This is a genomic window from Paenibacillus sp. Soil522 (genome assembly GCF_001428245.1).
GTDB lineage: Bacteria > Bacillota > Bacilli > Paenibacillales > Paenibacillaceae > Pristimantibacillus.
This window is the reverse complement of sequence record NZ_LMRV01000053.1, coordinates 15,243-41,168: the sequence shown is the minus strand read 5'-3', so window position 1 is coordinate 41,168 and position 25,926 is coordinate 15,243. Positions and strand designations below refer to the sequence as shown.

Here is a 25,926-nt window from a genome sequence, read left to right as displayed (position 1 = left end):
CCAGCTCATGTATGAAACCAAAGTCCACAATGCTATGAATCTTGCGTAAGAGGTGATTTTCCGGAACAAGTGTATATAACTCCGCATGAAATGATGCGATTAATTGTCTACCTACATGCAACAAAGCCGTTCAACTCGCTTTTCCTTTTTTCCCCATTATACAACAAACCCAATGCCTACGCGGCATTGGGCTGTATTTTACAGAAACTGTATTCGTTTTGCAGGGCTCTCAAGACAGACACTTTTTTCAAAGCGTCCATCTTACGGGTCACCATTATCATGCGGGAGGGATTTTATTATAAAACATATGTAGTAAAAACCGATCTGCCCAAATTCGGCAGACCGGGAGACTGGATTATTCTTACCAAGCGGAACACAATTTCCAGATATCGATCGAATTCATGGTTACTTGGCCGCCAATTGAGAAAACTTCCATATTTGTACTGCTCGGAACCGGATAAATATTATTGGTCATTACTGTACGGTTATTATCCGTATATACTTCGATCACACAGGTATCGATGAAGATATGCAGCTTCAGTGCCTCTTCGCCTGATCGTTCCAAGATAACCGACTGAACGCCTTCGCTCCACCCATCGGATTGATTGCGGTCGAAACGCAGCTCGTTTGTGCGGATATTGTATATGAGCAGAGTCCGCTGTATTCCATCGCTTGCGGCCCTTAATACGAATCCTATCTCTTCCGCACTGCAACCGGCCAATTGAAACTCCACCTTCATTTCCACGCAATCACTGCCCGCATACTTGGGAAGCACCTCAGCTCCCGGAGAAACAATCGTATTCGCCAGACGATAATGCTCCCGACGAAGCACCTGCAATTCTTCCACTGGCGCAAACCTTAACCTGCCGTCGGTATCCAATTCCACTGTCCGCGGAGCCGACATTGCGCCGCACCAGTGATTTTTCTCCGTTGGACCAAAGTTCTTGAACCACGGCATCCAATCCCAGGCGTTCAACCAGGCAATGATCACCCGCCGTCCCTTACCATCCAAGAAGGATTGCGGCGCATAATACTCAAAGCCATGATCGATGTCGCCCATCGTATCCCAAGTGAATTTGCCGGTCTCATAATCCATATCTCCGACCAGATAAATTGTTTTGCGGGTGCCCATTCCCATTGGTGAGAACATCAGGACATGCCTGTCTCCGAGCGTAAAGAAATCAGGGCATTCCCACATATAACCCATTGTCCCGTCACTTTCCGCAAGTACTCCGACATATTCCCAGGCACGAAGATCTGTCGATTTGTACAGCAATGCCTTCCCGATGTCGTCTTTCCTGGAGCCGACTACCATGTACCAGAATTCATCATGTTTCCATATTTTAGGATCACGAAAATCCGCAGAGCCATCTTCCGGAGGGACCGGAATAACTGGGTTGCCTTCATATTTCTCGAAAGTGATCCCGTCTTCGCTTGTAGCCAGGCATTGTGTTTGAATGACCTTTCCATCTTTGATGACTGTTCCCGTATAAAGCAGTGTCAGGACGCCGTTGTCATCCACAGCGCTCCCGGAGAAGCAGCCTCCCCGCTCATCCAGGTCGTAGGGTTCACTCGGTGCAAGAGCGATCGGCAAATGTTCCCAGTGCACCAGATCCTTACTCTTTGCATGCCCCCAATGCATGGCGCCCCACTTAGAATCATACGGATAATGTTGATAGAAGAGATGATATTCGCCTTTATAGAAGATAAGTCCATTTGGATCGTTGATCCAATAGGCAGGTGCCATAAAATGATATTTTAACCGGCTTAAATCCTTACTTACAGTGTCTTTTATCTTGGCGATGGAATGTTCCGCTTTCAATAATGCTTCCCTGTGGGAGATCATTCCATTGATTGATACTTCCAATATTTTTCCTCCTTCTGTTTATTGTTGCGGAACCATGAGGCCCCGCAACAATATGAATCTCTTATTTAAACGAATCACGGACGTTCTTGCTCTGTTCAATATTTCCTTGGGAATGCCAGGAGACTCTGTCCACTTTCTTCTGAACCTGATTCGTCCGACCTTCCGAATAGGCAGCCATTCGTTCCTTTGCAAGCTCGTACGACTCTTTCATCTCGTCATTCAACTCTACCTTCTTCAGCGGACCCGGGCTTGGGAATTGCGGCATCAGTTGGATCCGCTCTTCTACCGGCAGAATACCGAACGGTTTGGAAGGCAGCGTCTGGTACCAATAAGCCGTCGAAGACCAGTCGTCAGACAGATGATTGGCATGCCCATGCTCGATGGTGACTTTAAGGCTCTCCGAGAAATGAACCGGATCGGTAATATGGAACCGGTATGAGACCTGATAACCGGGAACGTCACTTTCGTGTACGATGGAACCGTGAAAAGGGAAGGCGTTCTTTTGCATGCCCCAAGCATGGTTGAAATAGTCTTCCGCGCCTGTCCCGACAATGCTCGGCAGCTTCTCGCCGTCGATGAAGAACATATCGTCGCCCTCTCCCCACCAGCTTCCCTGGAAGTGAGTAACGGACAGATTGCAGCCGATATAGTGGCCTTTCCCTTCCGTTTCCAGAATGACGTAGTTCCCTTCTCCGTCAAGATTCGCTACGCTGTTCACCTCCGGCGTATTTACCTGAAGATCGGGCCCCCAACCGTCGCACGGGTTCTCACGGCGCCATTGCGCATGGAAATATGCCGTATCATCGCCGAAAGGCTGCTTGTAAAGCTCATAATCGATATGGAAATATAGACCGAACGGCACATCGTTTTCATTGATGATTTCGATTTTGGCTCTCTTGTTGAAAGGCATCGGCAAGTAACAATTCACCGATGCAACCCCACCGAACTTGTACTGTTCCTCCGGTTTAACGGAAACCGTGAACGGGAGCGAAGCAAAATTGCCAGGCATGGAATGGCCGATACAGAAGAAGTCGCCATAAGGAACAAGCACGCTAGGATGGGATTGATCGTCCCAAGTCATCTTTATAAGCACTTTGCGGTACCAAGCTGGATCAGCCGTCTCCCAAGTTACGCCAAGCGCGTTATGAATTTCATTTACCGGTGCGATATTGCCGCCGCCATCCGGATTAATGACGCTTGGGCCATGTGTTCTGCGGCAGAACGACGTCATCCAAATATGCGAGATGCTTCCTGGTCCTTCCATGTCGCCTAGAACAACTGATCCACCGGCCGGAATCATCCAATAATCCTGATTACGACCGTCTTGATCCCAGCTGGATACCCGAGCAGAGCGGACTTCCCTGATCTGAGTGAGTTTACTGAGCAGGTTTAACGATTGATTGTACATAGATGATTTCTCCAGATTTAACGATTGATTTTGCATAGATGACCTCTCCTTTAGTTGGGTTTATATGAAAATTTATTTGTTGCCATTGGGAAACGGTTTGCTAGCCTTTTACTGCGCCTGCCGTCATGCCTTCAATGATGAATCGTTGGAAAAAAACGAAGAAGATGAGCTGTGGAATAATCAAAAGGATGCTGGCTGCGATAATGCCGCCGTAGTCAATATTGAACCTTCCCTTGAACTGTGAAATGCCAAGTGATATCGTAGTCATGGCTTCATTGCTAATCAATGTTACCGCGAAAGGGAATTCATTCCAGATATATAGGGCATTAAAAATGAAAACGGTAGCCACAACAGGCATGATAATCGGGAATACCACCGCTCTGCCCAAGGTGAATAAACCGCACCCGTCAATGATCGCTGCCTCCTCCACTTCCTTCGGAAATCCCCTTAAAAAGCCTGTAAACAGAAGGGTATTGAACGAAATAGACGTTGCGATATAGGGAATAATCAGCGATGCATAGGTATTATAAATACCAAAGAAGATCGTAAGCCGGTATACGGGAAACAATAGAATAAATGCCGGTATGGCAAGACCCATTAATAAAAGGGCAGTGACGGAGCGTTTTAACCTCTCCGACCTGAATACCATCCTCGACAAAGCATAAGAACTCATGAACGTGATCAAGATTTCAATCACGATCGTGATCGCTGCGATAATAAACGTATTCTTGTATAGTAATCCCAGATTTAAAGTCTCCAACGCACGCGCGTAATTGTCGAAGCTGATTGTCCCCGCGATGCTGAACGGATTGTTCAAAATATCACTGTTCGTTTTGAAGGATAAGAGCACCATCCACAATAAAGGAAGCAGAACCAGCAGGGTTACGATGTAGGCCACTACTGTTGTACCGGTATTTCTTTCGGAAAGCGCCTGTTTTTGCCCTGTCATCATCTTGCTATATAGTTTGGTTTCAATCACCGCATTCCCCCCCTATTCCTCGATGTTTTTTTTGCTGAGTCCCATGTAAACAAGGGAGAATACCATCGTGAGCAGGAAGGTCACGGTAGCAATTGACATTCCGTAGCCATATTCACCTGAAGTGAAGGTAACATTGTACATATATGTGACCAAGACTTCCGACAGGTGGTTAGGTCCTCCATTCGTTAGCAGCAAAACCGTTTCGAAAATTTTGAATACGCCGGTAATAATCAGCACGACATTGATTTTAATGGTTTCATTCAACATCGGAATCGTGATGCTGAACAATTGCTGCAGCTTGCCCGCCCCGTCGATGGAGCTTGATTCATAGATATCACGCGGAATCATTTTTAAGCCGGCTAAAAAAATAGTCGCCAGAAACCCAATCATTTGCCAAGTAAATACAATGCCTACCGAATATGGCGTTAACGTCTTTCCGCCAATCCATTGCAGGGCAAGCTGATTCAAACCTAGGCTCTTAGCGAACACATTGATCAGCCCCATTTGCGGGTCGAGAATAAACACCCAGATCAGACCTACCAGAATCGGCGCGATAATGCTTGGAGCAAAGTTAAGCGCCTTGATTGCGTTGCCGCTCTTTATCTTCACATTCAACAGCAAGGCAAGCAGGAAGGCTCCCGGTAGAAGAAGCGTGATAGAGACAATCAAAACAATTAGTGTATTTTTGAGTGAGATCCAGAACAGGGTATCATGCCAGAGAGTAACATAATTTTTGATCCCTATTAATTCAGCCTTGCCGATTCCCGTATAGGTCGTAAAACTGTAATAGAAGGAAACAATCACCGGAAGAATGATATAGACCAGGTAGACAAGTAAGGTCGGAAGCAGCATTCCCAGGATATATCTTCGTTTACTAAGCCAAATCATTGTGCTCTCTCCTATCCAGTGGAGTGTAGAAGGATTCTGCCGGCATTCAACGTGCTGGCAGAACCCGGCTCTATCGATTACTTCGCAAGTTTGCTGTCAATCAGCTTCAGTGCCTCTTCCGGTTTGTAGAATCCGTTAATGACGCCATAAATGCTGTCATTCAACTGATTGGCTACAGCTTCGGAAAGAACGAGGTCAGGTTGTGCAGCTGGACGGTCCCAACCCGGTTCATTCAACTTGCTAATGACATCCGCATAGACCGGATATTTCTCCTTGTCCACACTGCCTGTGTATTTAACGACTGGCGGAGCTTCGTTCTCAGCCATAACGGCAGCGCCTTCCTGGCTGTAGAAGAACCCGAAGAACTTGGTTACCGCATCATATTTCGCTGCATCGTCTTTCACCTTTGCGCTTGCGACAAGCGGCGCTGCGGCTACAGCCATTGCGACTTTCTGATTGCCTACGCCGTCCGAGAATGTCGGTCCCCAGGAGAAGCCTGCGGTCTTCGCGATTGGGCTGCTTTCAATCTTTTTGGTTTCCCATACGCCGGCATCCAGCATGGCCGCTTTCCCGGACGTGAACATTTCGACCGCCTGGAAGTAGGAGAGCGTGGTTACATTTTCCGGGAACGCGCCATTTACGCGAAGCTCATCAATCTTATTAAACAGCTTCAGAAAATCCGGATTGTCGAATTTCTCGGTGCCTGCTTGTATCTTTTCAACCTTATCGAAGAACCCATAGCGGGTAAGCATCCCGAGGAATGCCCATGTACTGAATGTGTCTTTTGCGCCTTTTGCTATGGTGACGACATTGTTCTTCTTGAACACCTTTGCTGCAGCGATCAGTTCCTCGTAGGTTTCCGGAACTTTTACTCCGTATTGGTCAAACAGCGCTTTGTTGTACCATAAGCCGGTAACCAAGGCTTGATACGGTAACCCAAATTGTTTGCCTCCATCCTGATAAGCGCTTACCATTTTAGAGTCGATACTGGAAGCGATTTCAGGATTATCATTCAAAAATTCATTCAGATCGAGAAGAAGACCCGCCTTGTTCATTTCCTTGGCTGGAGCCGGCAGCATCCAGAAAATATCCGGAAGCGTATCCGTTTGCGTCATCATCTTCATCTTCTTAATATGTTCCTGGGTATCCGCACCTTGCAAATCTATCTTGATGTTTGGATATATTTCTTGGAATTTTTGAATAATTCCATACATGTAAGGCTCTTGGTCCTTCACGTTGGCTACATGCATGGCAATCGACAGGGTTACCGTTTCCTGTGCATTTCCATCGCCATTAGTCTTATTTGCAGCATCGGTACCATCCGCGTTGCCCGCTGTATTGGCCGGAGCAGTTTCTCCCGCATTTCCGTTCTTGCCGCATGCCGCTAAACTAAGAACCATAAAACACGCGATAAGGATAATCGACAGCTTTCTTTTCATAGTTTATATTTCCCCCTCGTTCATAATCTTCAAGATAACATTTATTGCCCTCTTCCTTGAAGTATAATCCAATATTACACCCTCAATTTACGCTTGTATTTAGCAAAACTTATTTTATATTTATCATTTCTTGCTTTTATGTTACGCTTACAAAAACGAAAATTAAGGTGGGATTTCTAATGATTTTACACCAAATTTCACCTTATATCCGGGTAGCCATGGATAATATCGTCGAACGCCCATGGATCATCCAGGATCGTGTGTTATTCGATTATGAACTTCTGTATATAATGGAGGGCAAAGTGATCGTCACCATTGAAGGCGACGTCTATGAGGGGGAACGGGGAGATATCTTCCTATTTCGCCCGAAACAAAAGCACAAAATCGTCAAAGTAGAAGGACAGAGATTGAGGCAGCCTCATATTCATTTCGATTTCTTTTATGCCGAAGACAGCGATAAAGTAAAGGTTTCCTTTCGGCCTCTTGAAGAGGTTAGCGACGACGAGTATTCCTGGTTCAGGAATGATATCATCGATGAAATGCCTATCCCGTTATCCAGCCATCTTCGGCTTAAGAATCCGATCCTGATCGAAAAGATGATCATGGACATTATTTATGAATATGAAACAAAAATGCCATATTACGAATTCAAGGTCAAAGGCTTGTTTATCCAGTTATGGATCCAGCTGCTTCGTGAAAACCACTGGAACCGCAACCCTCATCTTGAGACAAACATGCACGCACTGATGCACACGAAACAATACCTTATGCACAACACAAACAGGAAGATCAGTCTGGATGAGATCTCCAAGATGTCCGGCATCAGCAAGCACTATTTAGTCCGTCTCTTTCAGAAGGCTTTTGGCATGAGTCCGATCCAATACCATCAACTCATGCGCGTTCATGCAGCCCGTCAAATGATACAGTACACTACAGATCCGCTTACTATTATCGCAGAGAAGATGGGATTTCCAAGTATCCATGCTTTCAGCCGTTTCTTCAAAACAGTCGAGGGCACCGCTCCATCCTTTTACCGCAGCAGCAAAAATTAATCCGGTCCTATTCCCATCCATTCGGGCAGAAAAGCCCATCATCTAACTTGAAAACCGGAGATATCCACCTTAATGGCAATAAGAAAAACCGTCAGGAAATTTCAACCTGGCGGTCAGTTTTATGGTCTTATTTGACTATGCTTTCAAACCAATCCATTTATTGATTAATTTAATCTGCTAAAGACTATTTCTTAAATGATAAAATAAAATTGGTTTGCACACTATTTGTAATGAAATTTATTTCTCCGTTATTCTTATTCATAATTTCATTGCAGATGGCGAGGCCGAGGCCAGTTCCCTCTTCTTTGTTCGTTATAAACGGTAAAAATAACGTATCTCTTATTTCTTTTTGTATTTCAGGACCGTTATTTATAATTTGAATATAATAATTATCATTATCCTCCTTGCATAATATTCTTATTTCTTTCTCATCATGTTTAACACTCAATGCATCTATAGCATTATTGATAATATTAAATAATACTTGATGTATCGCTATTTTCTGAACTTTAAGGAAAAAATCATTTTCACAACTAATTGTTAAATGGATATCTTCATTCATTATTCGTGGATTCAACAAAGAAAATATAGCTTCTATCAGCTGTAAAACGGAAACCTCCATATAGCTTTCTTCGGTTATGCGATTTTTGGAGAAGCTCAGCAATCCAGTAATTTGCATATTAATAAGCTCAAATTCATTTTCGATAATATCCATATATTTTTCTGTTTTATCCGTAGTTCCTTTGGATAGATTTGAGCGAATCAGCTTCAAAAAACCTTGGATTGCAGTCAAAGGATTTCGTATTTCATGCGCGATGCTGGAAGCCATCTTCCCGATCAAATTCATCCTATCATTATGCAGCATCTCGATTTTTGTATCTTTTTCATTCATTAACATGATGGAATTTTGCCCGTATAATTCAAAAAACTTGTGTTCAAACGCTCCATTCCTCGCTAAAATCATTTCCATGCACGCTAATGCTTCTTTAGGATTTTCGCTCTTTAATAAAATATGAATAAACGCAGTTTCCCAGCATTTGAAAATAGCCAGCATATAAGGAAGCGGTCTCTTTCTGAGAAAGACGATCTCGCAATACATTTGAATAGCTTCATATACAGGATGGCTTTCAACGGAAATATTAAAATCTATAAGAAAGTCAAAATAGTTATGGGCATGTACTTCTAACTCGGAAAATATATACTTATTGGATGAATAATTATCTAAGTATGTAAACCAGGTAGAAATTACAGTATCCTTTTGTAATTTAAGAGAAGTTAACTCTTTCTCGAAAACCATAATCCTCTCACCTTTTCATTTTTAGTCTGTATAATCTAAGCTTGGGAAAGATTTCTAAATAATTGCAATATTAAATTATTCTCTTATAGTTATCAAAGATTTCTACATGGATCTACATTTTTCCTTCTTTCGTACACATAAATTTGTTTGCAAGCTCCGATTTTACTCATTTATTACCTGAGAAAATAAAAAAAGTCCCGATGATATGAATATCATCGGGACTGGCTTTATCTAGGCTGACGCTTTCGAATAATGAAGAAGATTGCCCATTGACTTCATTAGCTACAAATGTCAGACGCTTTTCGTCTTATCCAATGTACGGCGGATTAATACATTGTCGAGGGAGAACGTGTTTTTATCGGCTAGCGCCAAGCAAATGGACATGAACAGGAACGCCACGTCGAGCTCGTAACCGGCCATCTGCCCATTCCCTAGGAAGCCAAGAGCAAATTTCACCTTCACAATCGCTCCCAGCATGATGAGCGAGAACAAGACGGAGACGATACGTGTGCCAAATCCAAGAATGATGGCTAGACCGCCTGCCAATTCGATGATCGCAACAAGATATGCCGCAAATCCCGGTAATCCTAAGCTTTGAAACCATCCGGCAGTATTGGCGATGCCGCCTTGAAATTTCACGAACCCGTGAATGAAGAACGTTAACCCGAGAGCCAATCTAAGCAACAGTAATCCAATTTGCGTTTGTTTATTCATAATATCGAACACTCCTTTTAAGATGAATTAAAATCCTTTACTAATAATAATTACTTATTGTAAGTTAATATATATTGATTATTATATGGTGTCAAGTAATTGATTTACTATTGGTAATAATTTTATTAGTTTCCGTCTTTGCTCAACGTTACGATGCGAAGCGTATATAGCGCTGCCTCAAGCAGAACCAACGAGCAGACCCATGCGCAATCGCATGGGCCTCTCTCATTTTATGATTCGCCTATCTTAATGATCTCATAGTCAAGGAACCGCAATTACTGAAATCCAATCACGGGATGAGGAACATACGGCTCCTCCAGCATCGCTATTTCTTCAGGTGCTAACTTGATCGAGAGCGCAGCTGCCGCATCTTCAAGATGAGACATTTTCGTAACCCCAATGATCGGAGAAGTAACAGGCGCTTTGTGAAGCAGCCACGCAAGGGCGACTTGGGCGCGGGGAACGCCTCGTTGTTCTGCGATTGCCGCAACCCGCTCCACGACCAAGCGGTCGGCCTTTGCATGCGCATCGTATTGGGCTCTCTGGACTTGATCGGTTTCGGAACGATGCGTCGTTTCCTGCCAATCACGCGTCAATCTTCCTTTTGCAAGGGGGCTGTACGGAATCACACCGATTTTTTCTTCCTTACAAAGCGGCAGCATCTCCCTCTCTTCCTCACGGTATAAGAGGTTGTAATGATTCTGCATCGATACAAACCGGGTCCAGCCATTTTTCTCAGCTGTATGCAACGCCTTCAGAAACTGCCAGGCGTACATGGCAGAAGCGCCTATATACCTTGCTTTACCTGCCTTAACAACATCATGAAGCGCTTCCATTGTTTCTTCGATTGGTGTATTGTAATCCCAACGGTGGATTTGGTACAGATCCACATAATCGGTTCCCAGGCGTCTAAGGCTGTTGTCAATTTCAGTCATAATCGACTTTCGGGAAAGCCCTGCGCCATTTGGACCTTGATGCATGCGAAAATGAACCTTCGTCGCGATCACAATTTCATCCCGATTTGCATATTCTTTTAGAGCCCGTCCAACAATTTCCTCACTCGTTCCATCTGAATACACATTTGCCGTATCGAAAAAATTGATTCCGAACTCTAGCGCTTTTTTAATAATTGGACGGCTGCGTTCCTCATCAAGTACCCATGGATGACTCCACCGCTCCGCTACACCAAAGCTCATACAACCAATACAAAGCCGTGATACATCCAAGCCGGTATTTCCAAGCTTTACATATTCCATTCGTCTATACACTCCTTTGTTTCAGAGAATTTAGCTCAAACCGCCCATAACGGGATGCGGTACATAAGGCTCCTCCAGGCTCGCAATTTCGGTTGAATCCAGCTTCACCGACAACGCAGCAACTGCATCCTCCAGATGATGAGCCTTTGTTGCTCCCACGATCGGCGCCGTTACCGGCTCCTATTCAATGACCATGGAGCGAGTCCGCGTTCAGGCACCCCATAGCTCATACAGCCAAGACAGATTCGTGAAACTTCCAAGCCGGTGCGGCCTAGCTTTACATAGTTCATTAGTCGATACGCTCCTCTGTTTTTGATGATGCGAAGACATCCTTCGTGAAGTTTCTTTATTGCTTCAACGTTGTCATATCAATAACGAATCGATAACGAACGTCCCCTCGTTTGACCCGATCCCAAGCCCGGTAAACCTCATCGGCGCGAATCCTTTCAATCTGGGGAACGATGCCATGTTCAGCGCAGAAATCCAGCATCTCCTGCGTCTCTCGAATACCGCCTATGCTTGAGCCGGAAATGCTTTTTCTTGGGAGGATCGAGAACGTATTATAGGATACCGGCTCCGCAGGCAAACCGACGTTAACAAGTGATCCGCCAACACCTAATAACGATAAATAAGCATCTATGTCGAGCTTCGCTGAAACGGTGTTCAAAATGAAATCGAACGTGCCGGCAAGCTCGGTGAAAGTAGACTGATTACAAGTTGCATAATAGTGATCGACACCAAAGCGGAAAGCTTCTTCACGCTTGTTCTCGCTCTGGCTTAACACCGTGACGTCCGCACCCATCGCGTGAGCGATTTGGACCCCGAGATGTCCGAGACCGCCCATCCCAACAATGGCAACCTTCATGCCGGGACCAGCGTTCCAATGCTTGAGCGGGGAGTACGTTGTGATACCCGCACACAATAACGGGGCAGCGGCATCAAGTTCAAGCGTATCGGGAATACGAACCACGTATTCCTCGTCCACGACGATTTGCTCGCTGTAACCGCCGTAAGTGGGGTTCCCTTCATAGTCTAGTGCATTATAAGTATACACAGCCCCCCTCTTGCAATACTGCTCTTCGCCGGACAAGCAATATTGGCACTTTCGGCAGGAGTCCACTAAGCATCCTACTCCCACGCGATCTCCGATCGAGTAGGTTGACACGTGTGAGCCTACGGCAGTCACGATACCGACGATTTCGTGCCCGGGCACCATCGGAAAAATCCCTTGCCCCCAGTCGCCTTCACCCTGATGAATATCTGAGTGGCATATTCCCGAGAATTTAATAGCAATGAGCACATCATGTCCTCGAAGCTCTCGACGTTCAATCGTGGTATGCTCAAACGGAGAACCGGCACTTGCCAAGCTAAGGGCATGCGTTCGGATCAAAGCTTCTCCTCCTCTCTTTATGAATATAGAAAGAGTGTACAGTCTGGAGTTAACTCCAAGTCAATACCAAACATTTTCAGGAATGAGAACGGGTGTTCAGAGGGCTTGGCCGATTATCCTGCAACAAACGCTTCACAAAAAAAGTGAACATCAATAACGATAACGCAACCGACACGGCGCTGACCGTGAACAACACTTGATAGCTCATATACTGGGAGACCCAGCCTAGCATGATCGCACCAAGCCCGATGCCGAGGTCGGTAGCCGTCAATAAAGAAGCATTGGCAACCCCTTTACGGTCCGGGCGGGCAAGGCGTATCGTTGCCGCTTGAAGAGCCGGCTGCACCGAACCAAAACCGATCCCGTACAGAACCGCCGAAACGAGCACGCCGAACAATCCGGTCGAGTAGCTCAAGACAATCAAAGCCGAAATCGTAATCACAAGGGCCGGTACAATGACAAACGTCTCGCCGTGCCGGTCCGAAAGTTTTCCCGCAATGGGACGGATCAGGGCAAGCGTTGCGGCATAGGCCAGAAAGAACGCGCCGGAATTGACCTTGATCGAGTTAGCCAACAGCGGGACAAAGGTGGTAATGCCACCATAAGCGATATACAGAAAAAAGACCGATGCCATGATGGGCAAGACCGATTTTTCGAACAATTCGATTTTCCGTGCGCCGGGTTGCGGCCGGAAAGGCATTTTTGCGCCAAACGTCAAGAGCAGTGCTGCGGCAGAGAGGAGGGCGGCGAATAGAAACAGAGCGTGGTACGATAGGTTCTCTGTAACCCAAATGCCGAACATCGGACCGATTGCCATAGCAACGGTCATGGCCATGCTAAACATCCCCATGCCTTCTCCTCGGCGGGCGGACGGGATCATATCCGTAATCGCCGTAATAATGGCGGTTGTGGAAAAGGCCCAGCTCGTCCCGTGCAATATTCTGAGCCCCATCAAAACGACGATTCCGCCAATCCAGTCATACATATACATCGCCAAGGTGAAGAGAAGCAGCCCCCAGACGATAAACGGACGCCTGCCGAACCTGTCCAGCAGCCCGCCGACGAACGGGCGAAAAATAACGGCAGTCAGCATAAACGCGCCCGCCGCCAGACCGACCTGCGCTTCGTTGCCGCCCATCTGTTTGATGAACAGCGGCAGTGTTGGAAGCAGCATATAAAATGCGGTGAATAAGAAAAACATCCCAACGGTCATGAGAATAAACGACTTCGTCCATAGGCGTTCCAACGTTTCATTCCTCCTTGAGCAAGACTAAACGGCTGTCGCCGTCCTCTGGCGGCAAAAGCTCGTTTCGCGGTGAAATATAGGCGAAGTATGAGATAAAAACTTATACTTTCCTATATTTTGAATAAAACCGGGTTGAGGAATGGTTCCCAACCCGGTAAACTAATTGTCCGTTCTTTTTAGTAATCTTTCTTTTACGACCACTGCCTGTTCATATCTTGTTATTTTAGAATCCAGGCGTTCCAGCGTTTTCTCCATCTCTTCCATTTTTGCTGCGAGCTGCTTACGCTGTTCAATCAAGAGCTCTTTTCTTGCCTCAAGCGTTTCATCACCCAGTTGAAACAGCGCAACATACTCAATCAATACTTCAACTTGAAGACCTACACTTCGCATGCATTTGATAAATTCGACCCACCTGCAGTCTTCTTCCGTATAATCCCTGATTCCGCTTTTATTGCGGTTCACTCGGGGAAGCAATCCGATGCGTTCATAATAGCGGAGTGTATCATGTGAAAGACCAAATATCCCGCTTACTTCTGACTGCAAGCTACAAGGTAGAAATGTCAATGACAAATCGGTAACGAACATCGCTGCGGAGAACACGCTCATACGCTTCGTCGACTTGGTCAGCGCGGATAACCTCAATTTTAGGGGCAATGCCATGTTGAGCGGAGAAATCGAGCATCTCTTGCGTCTCCCGAATCCCGCCAACGAGTGAACCGGCAATGCTGCGGCGCTGCATGATTAAGGAAAACACATTATACTTATCGGACTGGGTTGGTGCTCCGACATTGACAAGCGTCCCGTCTACGCGAAGCATGGATAAATACGCATCCACGTCAAGATTGGCAGACACTGTATTTAAGATGAGGTCAAACCGACCTGCCAGTTCGGTAAATACAGCAGGATCGCTCGTTGCAAAATAATGATCTGCGCCCAATTCAAGAGCTTCGCTTTTCTTATTCAAAGACTGACTCAGAACAGTTACTTCCGCACCCATGGCATGGGCATATTGGACCGCCAGGTGACCAAGCCCTCCCATCCCTACAATGGCAACCTTCCGGCCTGGGCCGGTATTCCATTTTCTCAAAGGAGCGTACGTGGTGATCCCAGCACACAATAGCGGGCTCGCCACATCCAAATCCAAAGCATCCGGTATACGGACAACAAACTCTTCCTTCACCACGATGTTCTGGCTGTATCCACCGTATGTTAGATTACCGTCATAATCCAATGAATTATAGGACAAGACAACGCCCTTTGTACAAAATTGCTCCTCGCCCCTAAGGCAATATTCGCATTTTTCGCAGGAGTCAACAAAGCAACCAACGCCAACGCGGTCACCAACGTAAAATTTTGTCACTTCTGGTCCAACTGCTCTTACGACTCCGGCCATTTCGTGCCCGGGAACCATCGGAAACATTCCGCCTCCCCATTCGTCGTAAGCATTGTGAATATCGGAGTGGCAAATACCGCAGTATTTAATATCGATAAAGATGTCGTCCGGACGTAATTCTCTCCGCTCGATAGTGGTCTTTTCAAATGGCGCTTTGGCGCCTGAAACACTTAGAACATGAGTTTTGCACATATATTTCCTCTACTCCTTCGATCTAGTAAATTGATGCCGCTGGATAAATTGAAACACGTAGGATTAGATTTCACCGTATCCAAACGCATATAAATGATGAACGCGTCCACTTTAATGAACGATTGACTATTATTTTATATGGATTCATTATGATTGGAATTGCTAAATAAACACGTTTTGTTCATTACTGAACAAAACGCTTCAAATATTAATTATCTCTCGGCATGTTCACCCTCTGGACAACAGGCTCGGGGTTATTCCCCCTCCTTATTCGGGTTTGTTCACTCCTAAGCTGCGGCGAGCCTCCAAATCTGGATCGGTTGCCGATTTCACAATCAAGTGCGCAACACTCTTACGCGACACGACCGAACCTTTAAATGGTTCGCCTTTCTGAGTTGTCTCATAGTCAATTTCATTTGTATTCGTAAACCATGCAGGTCTTATAATCGTATAGTCGAGGTCAGATGCTTCGATGACTTGAGCCGACTTTCGATATGGATTGAGAATACTGCCATATTTCTCGCCAGGGACTTCATCATAAATACCCATAGAACTGATAAGACGTTTCACGCCAGTCGCGTCCATGGCTTGCACAATGTTTTTAGCCATCTTTTCTAAATCACCGGCCAGGTTGGCATAGACAACATCTTGTCCCGTCATGGCTTCTTTCAGTTGTTCTATATCCATTACATCGCCTTCAATTACTCGAACACGATTGGACTCCATGTTTTTTAGTCTGAGCGAATTACGCAGATAAAGCGTCAACTGAGCATCGGTCTCGTTAAGAAATAAATCAATTTCATGACGGGCGATTCCCCCATTTGCGCCGAGGATCAATACATCACTCATGTTTATAACTCCCTTTCGTTTCGTCATTTCCATTCCTCCTCTCTTTGATTTCATTCGACATGCTGCTTCATTATCAAAGTTAACATATAGTTAGTAATAAACATTGATTAATTAGTGAACTACTGTCTATAATTATAAACAGATATAGCACGATCGCAATTGTTAAATGAACGCTTTTTGTAAATTATTGAACAAATGATTAAGTACTGTATATTATCTCTCAGAAAGTCTGGTGGACAAGATGTCTAAAGTGGATCGACGTATACTCAAGATGCAAGAAGCATTAAAGAAAGCCGTGATTGAACTGATGCCGTTAACAATATCCAACCTAAATAGTTAATGCAGTCCAATGTGCGTTTAAGTAATCCGCTATATATTGAAATATAAGCGCTTTCACCAATGGTTTTAGCGCAGACAAGGAGGATTCGATGTGTCCGACGAGCGTTTTTTGATCATTAATGCTGATGATTACGGCCTATGTCATTCGACGAATCAAGCTATTGATACGCTGCTGGCAGAAGGCTTCATTACTTCAGCAAGTCTTATGGTGACATGTCCCTGGATGCTGGAAGCTATCGCTTTCATTAAACAAATCCCGAATGCGGATGTAGGCATACATCTTACAATGACGAGTGAATGGGACCATTACAAATGGGGACCGGTTAACAAGCGATTGTCAACTTTAGTCGATGAGACTGGCTATTTCCCAGCGGATACCAGGTCAGTTATGGCAAATGCCGATCCGGAGGAACTCCGTGAAGAAGCGATTGCACAAATCGAACTTGCTCTGCGAATGGGAATAGACCTAACCAACATTGACAACCATATGGGTTCAATGCATCATGTAGCCGAAATTATGCTCGATCTTTGTGAGAAATATAGACTCCCGCTGCGATATGCCAAGCATAGCTCGTTCTTCTCGCATCCGCGGCATGAAGAGCTCGTGCAGCTAGCAGAGAAGAAGGGAGTTGCTATTCTCGATCACTTTGATATGCTCCCCTTTTTTCCACCGGCCAGCGAAATAGCAGCTTCTTATGCTTATACGAAAGAAGCAGCAATTCGCACCATTAAGGAATTGAAGCCCGGCTTGACGGAGCTGGTTATCCATCCGTCGCTGGACACCAGTGAAACAAAAGCGATCACGGACACGTGGCAGATTCGCCGGTATGATTATAATGTGTTCCAGGATCCAGAGATTACCCGTCTATTGCGGAACGAAGATATACGCTTGATCACTTTGCGGGAAATTCGCGATAAACAAAGGTCATAGTCAAGTTTTTGAATAGTAACATAAGAACAAGGGCTGTTTCCCGAACATCTAAAGATCGGAAACAGCCCTTGTTCATTCTATTCAATTGTATAAAAAGTAAACGGCAGCCAAAATTGCGCTGCCGTTTCTTCGTGTTTATTCAGCTTTATTTTAAATTGTTATATTCCTCATCCTTTACGGGTTCCAACCATTCGGTGTCTCCCATTTGGACATTTGTGCTTATCGCAATATGAGCAAACCAACGATCAGGGGTAGCTCCATGCCAATGTTTCACATCCGGAGCGATCTTGACAACATCTCCTTCACGAAGCTCCTGTACCGGTTTGCCTTCTTCCTGATAATATCCTGTGCCGCCAGTAACCAGCAGAATCTGGCCACCCGGATGCTTATGCCAATTATTTCTGGCACCTGGCTCAAACGTGACATTGCCTATCGGGCAATTAAAAGTCGTGTCAAAAGGAACAATCATTTCAAGCCAGGCTGCCCCGATGAAATAATTATTCGTTATTTTTTGACCTTTCGGGAAGATTACACCTTCAGATAAATGATTCATGTTTTCATTCTCCTCTTCTCATTCATTCATATTGCGATGACGCTTCAAAAAATCAGCCCCCAAAACTTTATCCATTCATGCAAGGACTTCACGTCCGCTTATTTTTACCCTTATGAAGGACATCAATACCGTATTATTTACCTTTTGAAAACTGATCTTTCGCAACCATAATGGCAGACATCGCTTTCGGCCATCCCGCGTAAAAAGCAAGATGGGTAATGACTTCTTTAAGCTCTTCTTCCGAAATTCCGTTTTCTTTTGCCCTGCTCAGATGAAATCCCAATTGTTCAGTATTTCCGCTGGTGATTAAACTGGATACCGTAATGAAACTTCGGTCACGCGGGGAAAGCTCCTTACGTTCCCAAACATCTCCGAATAAAATCTGGTCGGTCAATTCTACGATTTTCGGTGAAAAATCTCCTATCATTCTCTGTGCAGCTGTAAGTTCTCTTTCATTAGACATTTGGAGTATTCTCCCCCTTTCTTCAAAATAGTTAAGATCAATCCATTAACAGTTGTTGATATATTATTGAACTCATGTCTATAATTATAAACAGGTACAGATATCATGCAATTGTTAGATGAACGCATTTTGTTTAGTAGTGAACAGCTGCTTGATATTTGTTTATTATCATTAGAAAGTCTGGTGACCTCCGATGACTAAAGTCGATCGAAGAATACTCAAAACGCAAGATGCCTTAAAGAAAGCCGTTATTGAACTAATGTCTGATAAAAAATTTGACGACATTACCATACAAGATCTTTCCGACAGGGCAAACGTCAGCCGGGGAACGATCTATCTTCATTACATGGATAAATATGATTTACTGGATAAGCTCATCGAATCCCATATCAACGAACTCCGAGAAAGGTGCGAAGCGGCAGCTGAAATGGATTTTATAAGCGGATCACTGATTTGGACTGAATACTTTGAAAGTAATTATTCATTCTTTTCGATGATGTTAGCGAGTAAAGGAGCCCCGTTCTTTCGAAACCGGTTCCTTGAATTTCTTCACGAAGAGTTTAGGGATGAGGTAGATATAACCAAAGGAAAAAACCGGGGTTTAAATAAAGATGTTATCGTTAGGTTTGTTGCATCGGCTTATGTAGGGGTAGTGGAATGGTGGTTCACGAATGAAAAGCCTATTCCGCATCAGGATTTAGCAGAACAATTGGGGACATTGTTAGAGAGGAATTGTAACTAGAACTAACTTTATCCTTGCACCAATGGTATCCATTTTTCATCCGCCCTTTAAATGTAAAAATGGCCCCGATTGATTTTGAAGTCATCGGGACCATTGTCCAGGGAAAATAAAGTATTAGACTCGAGTTATTGAACTCCCTCAATAAATTAATCTCCGTTTTTCTCACTCTTTCGTACGATTTCAACTTTTGCGAACGAAGCGCCCATGGATAATATTTAACGAGGAACGAAAATCCTCGCTTCGAACTAATGTTTACCCCTATACATTCACAAAGCCGCACGCTCACTTCACCCCACATTTACATAACGATCACCCCTTCCAGGACATTCTTCAAGCTAAGCTTCCTATCCTTTGACAGAGCCGATCAGCATTCCCTGTGTAAAGTGGCGTTGTATAAAAGGATAGATGATTAATACAGGCAGGCTTGCGACCACGATAAGCGAATACTTCATCAAATCGGCAAGAGCCTGTCTCCTGAGCAGATCCGCAACGTCAATATTGCTGGAGATGGAGTTGTTGAGAATCAGAATGCTGCGAAGCACCAGCTGCAGCGGATAAAGGTTCTGTGATTTTAAATAGATCAGCGCATCGAAGTATGCGTTCCATTGGCCGACGGCATACATCAGGCAAAGCACCGCAATAATCGGTTTGGACAACGGAACGACCACGCTCCACATAAACCGCAAGTCGCTGCACCCGTCTATCTCGCTCGCTTCGGCAAGCTCGTCCGGGATAGACGCCTGAAAGAAAGTTCTGGCCACAATAACCTGCCAGACCCCAATGGCACCCGGGATCAGCAATGCCCATCGCGTATCAAGCATTCCGAACGCTTTCACAATCAGGTATGTTGGAATAAGTCCGCCGGAGAACAGCATCGTAAACGTAATGAAAAACATCAGGAAATTACGGCCGAAAAATGATTTTCGCGAAAGTGGGTACGCGAATACGACCGTAAGCGTTACGCTGATAAGCGTTCCGAACAAAGCATAGAATAGCGAGTTACCATAGCCAATTAGGATTTGCGGATTGGACAGCACCGCTTTGTACCCGAGCAATGTGAAATCTACGGGCCAAAGCCATACCCGTCCGGACGAAACAGCCAGTGGATCGCTGAAAGAAGAGCTTACAATGTATATTAGAGGGTACAGTACTGCCATCAATATAATTGTCAATACGATATAAACTCCTGATAAAAAAAGCCGATCGCCGTACGATTCCCTAATACGGCGCCCGTTCCTCTGTATGGATGTTCCTCTCATGGTTGCACCTCACTCCGATTTGTTTTACCACAAGCTTGATTTGGTTATTCTTTTTGCGAAAGCATTAACAAGCACAAGCAGACTAAAATTGATTACGGAATTAAAAAGCCCTACCGCGGTAGCGAAGCTGAAGTTGGCATTCAGCAAGCCGATTTTATACACATAAGTCGCAATGACTTCAGATGTTTCCAGATTTAGCGGGTTTTGCAGCAGATACGTTTTCTCAAACCCGACCGACATGATGCCTCCCAGATTAAGGATCAGGATAATGACCGCCGTCGGCATCAGACCGGGAAGATCAATATGGATTATCTTTTGAAGCCTGGATGCCCCGTCGACTCTGGCAGCTTCATACAGCGATGGATCGACTCCCGCCAGCGCCGCCAGGTAAATGATCGCGGCATATCCGGCGTTCTGCCATATATCCGACCAAACATAAACAGAACGGAACATGTCCGCATTCCCGAGAAAATCGATCTCTTCCATTCCGAGCGACCTTAATGCAGTATTGACAATACCCAATTTGGGGGACAACACCAGCATGATCATAGAGACCATCACGACGGTCGAGATGAAATGCGGGGCATATGTGACCAACTGCACCGCTCTCTTGAATAGCCCGTTCCGCACTTCATTCAAAGCAAGCGCGAGCAGGATGGGGATCGGAAAACCGGCAACCAGATGGTATATGCTGAGCAGCAGCGTGTTTTTAATCAGGTCCCAAAATATCGGGTTATTAAAAAACAGGTTGAAATGCTTGAAACCGGCCCATGGGCTTCCCCATATCCCCTTCACCACACTGTAATCCTTGAAAGCGATTACGGAGTTGACCATCGGGATATATTTGAAAACGATAAAATAAACGATTATGGGTACGATAATCAGATACAATTGCCAATGCCTTTTGAAGCTTTTTCTTGCTAATGACGATTGGCTTGGTTTGCGTATCTTTGCGCTAGAATGAGGCGTACTATGCTCAACAACTGCTTCAACAAATTTCAAAGTAATCTCCTTCTTTCCTGGATGTCTTTCCTGAATGGTAGTCTCCTTCTCCTCTGATTACTTTCCGCCAACTTGATCATGATCTTCACGTTCTCCCCATCTGTTTGTCTGTCAACGCTTTCACACGAAAAATTTACCGCACTGCTATTCGCGCTGTAAAGGTACATATCCGGAATCGTGGTACACTTGCCGACAAACGAGGAGGGGACATTTTTTCCTGATTGGTACACTTCATGCACACAATAAAAAACGGCTTTGCAGCTGGGCAAACAGTGGATCCTGGGGTCAGTAAAAAACCGAGAACTGCGGTTATGAATGCCGCAGCCTCGGTTCCATGAGGCTTCGAATAACATTTATTAGTTATACGATGTGTCGTAGGACTGCTGCATGATTTCCAGGTACCGCTTCAGATTCAACTTATCAAGTCCGTTTACATACTCGTCCCAATCTTTATTCAAGTCTTTGTTTCCTGTGATGAACTTGAGCATCCCCTGGTCGATGTAGTTCTTGATGTTCGTTTGCAGCATCGCCGCTTCGTCGGCAACCGACGGATCGATCCAGATCGCCCAATGCGGGAATATTTCCTTCGGCTGCTTGCCGTCATATAGGTTCGTTGCTTCCTGCAATCTCCGCTCGTAGCCTGCCGATTCATAAATCTCGGTGCTCGCTACCCAAGAGCTACGGAATTCTTTCGGTTGGAAATACTGCGCCATAGCTCCCCAGTTCGAGTTATGAGGCGGTTCGCCCTCCTTGCCCGGAATTGTAGCTAATGATGGAGTCGCGCTCTCATCTATTGCTACATCGCCGGCTTGAGGCTTTCTCCAATCTAGCCCTTCCTCGCCAAAGTGTCCGCGGATCTGACCCTCTTGTGTGAACAGATAATCGACAAGCTTAATAGCTGCGATTTGCGTCTCTTTGCTGGCCTTGTTCGTCAGAACAAATGTGGCGCCCGAATCGACCGGATAATTATACGTTGCATACGATGCGCTCGGTCCTGCAAGAGGAGGTACGGCATCGTAGTTTTTGGAGTTGTCCGTTCCGCCCGAGACGAAAACATTAGGATGCATGGCGGCACCGGCGCCAAGCGTTCCATTATCACCCAATTTCTTGAATTCATCCCAATTCTCCAGCATTGCGCTTTGATCGATCAATCCTTCGTCATACAAGGACTTCATATATTGGAGTCCCTGCTTCCATTCTTCCTTATTTGCCGCCATTTCCACTTTGCCGTTGTTCAGCGTCAAATAGGTCTTGCCGTCATTGTAAATGAAGCCGTTCATAAAAAACGGAATCAAATCGGCGCCAATGCCGCTGAGCGGAGCTTCATCGGCTGTTCCGTTACCGTTCGGATCCTCCGTTTTAAACGCTTCCAATACCTGCTTAAACTCGTCCAGCGTCTGCGGCACTGTCAGGTTCAGCTTCTCTAGCCAGCTCGAATTGATCCACAATTTGTTCGGATACGAGCAATGATAGCATTCATTCAATTGCGTCAGACTGTAAATTTTTCCATCCGGCGCTGTATTCATCATTTTATAATATGGATATTTATCCAACGCCGCTTTAATATTAGGCGCATATTCATTGATGAGATCATCGAGCGGGACCATGACGCCCTGCTGCGAGTAGCGGAGAATATCGGTTTGGGAAAATTTATCGACCCATGGGATCAGCATGTACAGATCCGGGTAGTCTCCGCTGGCCAGAGAAATCTGTCTCTTCTCCGCTGCGCCGTCCCAAGGAATCGTCTGCCATTCAAACTTGATATTGAACTTCTCCTCGACAAGTTTGGTGAAGCTGTTCTGGGCTATATCCGCTTCTGCGCCCATCTGGGCAAAGATTTTGATCGTAACAGGTTCGGAGGCTTCAGTCGCCTCGGGACTTTCGGCCGCATTGCCATTCGTGTTGGAAGCGCCTTCAGAACCTTTCTGATTTGAACATCCAGCAGCAAGCATAAGGCTGAATGTCAGCAGGATTGATAATATTGTCGTTACCGTTTTTTTCAATTGTGCCATCTCCTTTGGATTTTTCACGGCTAACCCCTTCTTAGATTCTCAATTTATATCCGATCCTTTTGATATTCACATGGACATCACCTCCTTGACGTTTAGCCGACAGTGTTACGCCAGCTTCTCTCCTGATATTTCTTAACATGGACAACTTACCTCATTGTAATTCGTACTGTAAAGGTACATCTCCGGAATCGGGGTACACTTGCCGACAAACGAGGAGGGGACGTTTTTTACCTGATGGTACACTTCCTAAACACAACAAAAAACGGCTTCGCCGCTGGCGAAACCGTGGTTCCTGAGGTCAAATGATGACCGAAGATTATTTCTCCGTTGTATTTCTGTACATGCTCGGGGATGCTCCTGAAACCCTTTTAAACGCCCTCCTGAAAGAATGCGAGCTGTTATAGCCAGTTTGCCGGGCAATTTCATCAATCGTCATCCCGGTACGAACCAATAATTCGGTTGCCTTATTGATTCGCATTTGCTCCAAATACTCGGATAATGTTTGTCCCGTTTGTTCTTTAAAAAGTTGCGAAATATACCTTTCCGGACGTCCCACCGTTTCAGCGAATTTATATACAGACATATCCGGATCTCCATACAGCTCTTCCAGCCTTGATATTAATGTACGTACCGTCTCGTGCTCTCTTTTATTTCTATTATTCACAATCATGCGACAAAAGGCTTCCATCACGTTCTCCAGGTCATGCCTCACTTTGTCAAGTCCGTCAGTCGACTGGATACGAACCGTTTGAACTCTCATATTCTCCATAACGTTCGATTCCATTAGTCCTTTTTGGTCCAGGAGTTTGATTATGGTTCCTTTCATTTGGCCTACAAGCTGCTCCGCCATTTCTGGCGACAAATCCCGATCCACAAAGTTCTGTTCGAATATTAGAGACACGATCCTCTTCACTTCGGATTGTTCCCCGGCCTTCAAAGCATTCAGCAATCGAAGCTCAAGATCAATCGGGTAATAGAAAGTTGCCGTTTCTTTCGGCATGCTATGGTGCCACAGCACCCCGCTGACTTTGATGAAAGCTGCATGCTCCATCGCCCGCTTCGCTTCGTAATAAGATCGGCTGATATCGGGATGACCATGGAATACGGCGCCCATGGAAACGGTCAGCAAAATTCGATACTCGGATTCTAAAGCTGTGCGGAGACTGGTTATCATCGCCTCGATTTCCCTTTTCATAACGACATCGGGCTCTTCATTAGACATTAAAATGACAACGATCTTATCGGAATCCATATCTGTCAGGTTGAGTTTGCCGGTGATCTCTTGCATTTTCTGTTTGGCAATCAGTCGTGCAGCATACAGTTCATTCAGAACGTCTTTGCTATCCATGCCGCGATACCCATTAACTTGAATAAGTCCCACATAACCGAATTCTCCATGCAGTTCGATACCCGTTTGGGAAGCCATCGCCCTGATTTCGTTCAGCGATTCAAACTCCCCCTTCACCAACCGTTTCAAGAAAGCGTCTCTCAGCAGCGGGGTCTGCCGGTTTAATTCCGTTTCCAGCTTCTTGTTATTCGAAATCAGGCTGGATATGTTTCCGTGCAAAAAGTGGTATCCGTTTATTTTTTTCGCAGAATCCTGGCCGACTTGTTCCATGAAGATCCCAATCAATTTATGGATCGGCGCGCTGTTGCGATAGGCCATAAGCAAACTGATGAAGAGCCCCAAAAGCAGTGTCGCAGACGTGATAATCCAAGTATTCTTCTTGATGACATTAGCTTTCTTCATGATCTCTTGTTTTGGGATGCCCGCAGTATATATCCAATCGTTGGATTCGGAACGAATCGAGATAATCAATGTATCGTCTATATATCGTTTCGAGACATCTCCGCTCGTCCCGGACACAAGCTGCAAACCCTTTACTTGCGATTCGTCGGTCCCGACTATAGCTAGAGTATTCCCCTGACTATCCGAAATATAGGCCCAGCCGCCGTATTGATTGGGGATGCTGTCCAGCAGGCTGCCGATTCTCTTCTGGTCTATAGGTATAACAATCGCTCCCATCGGGTGATTTATGCTGTCCAAAGGGATCGATTGCACATAAGAGATTCGCATCGTCTCATTCCCATTATCGCTGTATGTGTGGAGCGGCATAATCCAGTGTTGATGGCCCTTTTCCAGTATCGTTTCTTTCCATTCCTCAAAGGAAAGATCGTTGTAGCGGTATAGCTCGTAAAAATGTTCACTTCGTAAATATACGGATTTCGGGGAGATAACCGCGTTATAATTTCTCAAATAGATGTAAAAGTACTGTAAAAAATCATTCGTAAGTCCATAGGCATATACATCTTGCCAAATTTTCCGCAGATCATAAACCGGATAATTTTCCTCATTCACACTTTCACTTAGAAGATGCATCAAATCCTGATTCATGGCAATCTGTGTTGTAAATGCTTCGACTTCGTCCATTCGCCGCTCTAAAATATCTTTACTTTGTTTCAACACCATTAAGCTGGTATCAATCGAGCTAGATTCCGCAACATCTATCGCCGCCCGATATGAAATGTATCCGGCCACATTGGAAATAATTAAAATAACAATGTACGAAATGAGAAAGCTTCTGAAAATATTTGTAAATCTCGATCTGTACATTTTAGTCCCCCCGAAGTTGAAAACGCTTACAGATTCCGTTA

Annotated in this window: 23 protein-coding genes and 1 pseudogene; 4 read left to right on the top strand and 20 right to left on the bottom strand. The window is 45.1% G+C overall.

Annotated features, from left to right (window positions below):
• Positions 1–361: 361 nt before the first annotated feature.
• The 5 genes from ASG81_RS17420 to ASG81_RS17400 form a co-directional block, all read right to left on the bottom strand.
• Positions 362–1,867, bottom strand: a complete 1,506-nt coding sequence (locus ASG81_RS17420; protein WP_235548919.1) for a glycoside hydrolase family 32 protein — start codon at positions 1,865–1,867, stop codon at positions 362–364.
• Between the two features lie 61 nt (positions 1,868–1,928).
• The gene (locus ASG81_RS17415; RefSeq protein ID WP_235548918.1) at positions 1,929–3,311 is read right to left on the bottom strand and encodes a glycoside hydrolase family 172 protein; all 1,383 of its coding nucleotides are present in this window, start codon (positions 3,309–3,311) and stop codon (positions 1,929–1,931) included.
• Between the two features lie 64 nt (positions 3,312–3,375).
• Positions 3,376–4,254, bottom strand: coding sequence for a carbohydrate ABC transporter permease (locus tag ASG81_RS17410; protein WP_235548917.1), 879 nt, complete (start codon positions 4,252–4,254; stop codon positions 3,376–3,378).
• 12 nt (positions 4,255–4,266) lie between these two features.
• The gene (locus ASG81_RS17405; RefSeq protein ID WP_056636750.1) at positions 4,267–5,142 is read right to left on the bottom strand and encodes a carbohydrate ABC transporter permease; all 876 of its coding nucleotides are present in this window, start codon (positions 5,140–5,142) and stop codon (positions 4,267–4,269) included.
• Positions 5,143–5,219: 77 nt separating this feature from the next.
• The gene (locus tag ASG81_RS17400; RefSeq protein ID WP_056636748.1) at positions 5,220–6,581 is read right to left on the bottom strand and encodes an ABC transporter substrate-binding protein; all 1,362 of its coding nucleotides are present in this window, start codon (positions 6,579–6,581) and stop codon (positions 5,220–5,222) included.
• 179 nt (positions 6,582–6,760) lie between these two features.
• On the opposite strand from ASG81_RS17400, the gene ASG81_RS17395 reads away from it, so the two are divergent.
• Positions 6,761–7,633, top strand: a complete 873-nt coding sequence (locus tag ASG81_RS17395; RefSeq protein ID WP_056636746.1) for an AraC family transcriptional regulator — start codon at positions 6,761–6,763, stop codon at positions 7,631–7,633.
• A gap of 184 nt (positions 7,634–7,817) precedes the next feature.
• Here ASG81_RS17395 and ASG81_RS17390 read toward each other — a convergent pair whose 3' ends face one another.
• The 9 genes from ASG81_RS17390 to ASG81_RS17355 form a co-directional block, all read right to left on the bottom strand.
• A complete protein-coding gene (locus tag ASG81_RS17390; protein ID WP_056636744.1) occupies positions 7,818–8,930 on the bottom strand; it encodes a sensor histidine kinase in 1,113 nt (370 codons plus the stop codon).
• Between the two features lie 291 nt (positions 8,931–9,221).
• Entirely contained in the window at positions 9,222–9,644 is a 423-nt protein-coding gene (locus tag ASG81_RS17385; protein ID WP_056636742.1) for a DoxX family protein, read from the bottom strand.
• A 275-nt stretch (positions 9,645–9,919) separates the two neighbouring features.
• Positions 9,920–10,900, bottom strand: a complete 981-nt coding sequence (locus tag ASG81_RS17380) for an aldo/keto reductase (RefSeq protein ID WP_056636740.1) — start codon at positions 10,898–10,900, stop codon at positions 9,920–9,922.
• A gap of 30 nt (positions 10,901–10,930) precedes the next feature.
• Positions 10,931–11,059: a hypothetical protein gene (locus ASG81_RS29985; protein WP_442952903.1), complete on the bottom strand. Its 129-nt coding sequence runs from the start codon at positions 11,057–11,059 to the stop codon at positions 10,931–10,933.
• A gap of 187 nt (positions 11,060–11,246) precedes the next feature.
• Positions 11,247–12,290, bottom strand: coding sequence for an NAD(P)-dependent alcohol dehydrogenase (locus tag ASG81_RS17375; protein ID WP_442952901.1), 1,044 nt, complete (start codon positions 12,288–12,290; stop codon positions 11,247–11,249).
• A 76-nt stretch (positions 12,291–12,366) separates the two neighbouring features.
• Positions 12,367–13,536, bottom strand: coding sequence for an MFS transporter (locus ASG81_RS17370; RefSeq protein WP_056636738.1), 1,170 nt, complete (start codon positions 13,534–13,536; stop codon positions 12,367–12,369).
• A gap of 159 nt (positions 13,537–13,695) precedes the next feature.
• On the bottom strand, positions 13,696–14,121 hold the full coding sequence (locus ASG81_RS17365; RefSeq protein ID WP_056636736.1) for a MerR family transcriptional regulator: 426 nt from the start codon (positions 14,119–14,121) through the stop codon (positions 13,696–13,698).
• Positions 14,081–15,121 carry an NAD(P)-dependent alcohol dehydrogenase gene (locus tag ASG81_RS17360; RefSeq protein WP_056636734.1) on the bottom strand — a complete coding sequence of 347 codons (1,041 nt, stop codon included), beginning with the start codon at positions 15,119–15,121 and terminating at the stop codon, positions 14,081–14,083. The genes ASG81_RS17365 and ASG81_RS17360 overlap by 41 nt, the downstream gene beginning before the upstream one ends.
• A gap of 267 nt (positions 15,122–15,388) precedes the next feature.
• Entirely contained in the window at positions 15,389–15,970 is a 582-nt protein-coding gene (locus ASG81_RS17355; protein WP_056636758.1) for an NAD(P)H-binding protein, read from the bottom strand.
• 241 nt (positions 15,971–16,211) lie between these two features.
• Here ASG81_RS17355 and ASG81_RS32850 point away from each other — a divergent pair.
• Both ASG81_RS32850 and ASG81_RS17350 read left to right on the top strand, forming a co-directional pair.
• Positions 16,212–16,280 (top strand): annotated as a pseudogene (locus ASG81_RS32850) (TetR/AcrR family transcriptional regulator); the annotation flags it as partial.
• Between the two features lie 120 nt (positions 16,281–16,400).
• Positions 16,401–17,240: a polysaccharide deacetylase family protein gene (locus ASG81_RS17350; RefSeq protein WP_056636732.1), complete on the top strand. Its 840-nt coding sequence runs from the start codon at positions 16,401–16,403 to the stop codon at positions 17,238–17,240.
• Positions 17,241–17,385: 145 nt separating this feature from the next.
• On the opposite strand, the gene ASG81_RS17345 is transcribed toward ASG81_RS17350, so the two are convergent.
• A complete protein-coding gene (locus ASG81_RS17345) occupies positions 17,386–17,793 on the bottom strand; it encodes a cupin domain-containing protein (RefSeq protein WP_056636730.1) in 408 nt (135 codons plus the stop codon).
• Between the two features lie 133 nt (positions 17,794–17,926).
• Positions 17,927–18,256: a carboxymuconolactone decarboxylase family protein gene (locus tag ASG81_RS17340; RefSeq protein ID WP_056636728.1), complete on the bottom strand. Its 330-nt coding sequence runs from the start codon at positions 18,254–18,256 to the stop codon at positions 17,927–17,929.
• Positions 18,257–18,449: 193 nt separating this feature from the next.
• Between ASG81_RS17340 and ASG81_RS17335 the strand changes: the two genes are divergently transcribed.
• Positions 18,450–18,998 (top strand): TetR/AcrR family transcriptional regulator, encoded by a 549-nt coding sequence (locus ASG81_RS17335; protein WP_056636726.1) that lies wholly within the window; start codon positions 18,450–18,452, stop codon positions 18,996–18,998.
• A 344-nt stretch (positions 18,999–19,342) separates the two neighbouring features.
• Here the strand turns inward: ASG81_RS17335 and ASG81_RS17330 are convergent, their stop codons facing one another.
• From ASG81_RS17330 to ASG81_RS17315, 4 genes are all read right to left on the bottom strand, one after another.
• Positions 19,343–20,257, bottom strand: coding sequence for a carbohydrate ABC transporter permease (locus tag ASG81_RS17330; RefSeq protein WP_056636725.1), 915 nt, complete (start codon positions 20,255–20,257; stop codon positions 19,343–19,345).
• Positions 20,258–20,281: 24 nt separating this feature from the next.
• Positions 20,282–21,136, bottom strand: a complete 855-nt coding sequence (locus ASG81_RS17325; RefSeq protein WP_442952905.1) for an ABC transporter permease — start codon at positions 21,134–21,136, stop codon at positions 20,282–20,284.
• 479 nt (positions 21,137–21,615) lie between these two features.
• Positions 21,616–23,289, bottom strand: coding sequence for an extracellular solute-binding protein (locus tag ASG81_RS17320; RefSeq protein ID WP_442952900.1), 1,674 nt, complete (start codon positions 23,287–23,289; stop codon positions 21,616–21,618).
• Between the two features lie 298 nt (positions 23,290–23,587).
• Positions 23,588–25,885 (bottom strand): helix-turn-helix domain-containing protein, encoded by a 2,298-nt coding sequence (locus tag ASG81_RS17315; RefSeq protein ID WP_056636721.1) that lies wholly within the window; start codon positions 25,883–25,885, stop codon positions 23,588–23,590.
• Positions 25,886–25,926: the final 41 nt, after the last annotated feature.

What these genes read in the sequence shown, in the direction of transcription:
- ASG81_RS17415 (WP_235548918.1), bottom strand. Translation starts at nt 3,311, where the DNA reads ATGCAAAATCAATCGTTAAATCTGGAGAAATCATCTATGTACAATCAA.
- ASG81_RS17405 (WP_056636750.1), bottom strand. Translation starts at nt 5,142, where the DNA reads ATGATTTGGCTTAGTAAACGAAGATATATCCTGGGAATGCTGCTTCCG.
- ASG81_RS17400 (WP_056636748.1), bottom strand. Translation starts at nt 6,581, where the DNA reads ATGAAAAGAAAGCTGTCGATTATCCTTATCGCGTGTTTTATGGTTCTT.
- ASG81_RS17395 (WP_056636746.1), top strand. Translation starts at nt 6,761, where the DNA reads ATGATTTTACACCAAATTTCACCTTATATCCGGGTAGCCATGGATAAT.
- ASG81_RS17390 (WP_056636744.1), bottom strand. Translation starts at nt 8,930, where the DNA reads ATGGTTTTCGAGAAAGAGTTAACTTCTCTTAAATTACAAAAGGATACT.
- ASG81_RS17385 (WP_056636742.1), bottom strand. Translation starts at nt 9,644, where the DNA reads ATGAATAAACAAACGCAAATTGGATTACTGTTGCTTAGATTGGCTCTC.
- ASG81_RS17380 (WP_056636740.1), bottom strand. Translation starts at nt 10,900, where the DNA reads ATGGAATATGTAAAGCTTGGAAATACCGGCTTGGATGTATCACGGCTT.
- ASG81_RS17365 (WP_056636736.1), bottom strand. Translation starts at nt 14,121, where the DNA reads ATGTTCGTTACCGATTTGTCATTGACATTTCTACCTTGTAGCTTGCAG.
- ASG81_RS17360 (WP_056636734.1), bottom strand. Translation starts at nt 15,121, where the DNA reads ATGTGCAAAACTCATGTTCTAAGTGTTTCAGGCGCCAAAGCGCCATTT.
- ASG81_RS17355 (WP_056636758.1), bottom strand. Translation starts at nt 15,970, where the DNA reads ATGAGTGATGTATTGATCCTCGGCGCAAATGGGGGAATCGCCCGTCAT.
- ASG81_RS17345 (WP_056636730.1), bottom strand. Translation starts at nt 17,793, where the DNA reads ATGAATCATTTATCTGAAGGTGTAATCTTCCCGAAAGGTCAAAAAATA.
- ASG81_RS17340 (WP_056636728.1), bottom strand. Translation starts at nt 18,256, where the DNA reads ATGTCTAATGAAAGAGAACTTACAGCTGCACAGAGAATGATAGGAGAT.
- ASG81_RS17335 (WP_056636726.1), top strand. Translation starts at nt 18,450, where the DNA reads ATGACTAAAGTCGATCGAAGAATACTCAAAACGCAAGATGCCTTAAAG.
- ASG81_RS17330 (WP_056636725.1), bottom strand. Translation starts at nt 20,257, where the DNA reads ATGAGAGGAACATCCATACAGAGGAACGGGCGCCGTATTAGGGAATCG.
- ASG81_RS17315 (WP_056636721.1), bottom strand. Translation starts at nt 25,885, where the DNA reads ATGTACAGATCGAGATTTACAAATATTTTCAGAAGCTTTCTCATTTCG.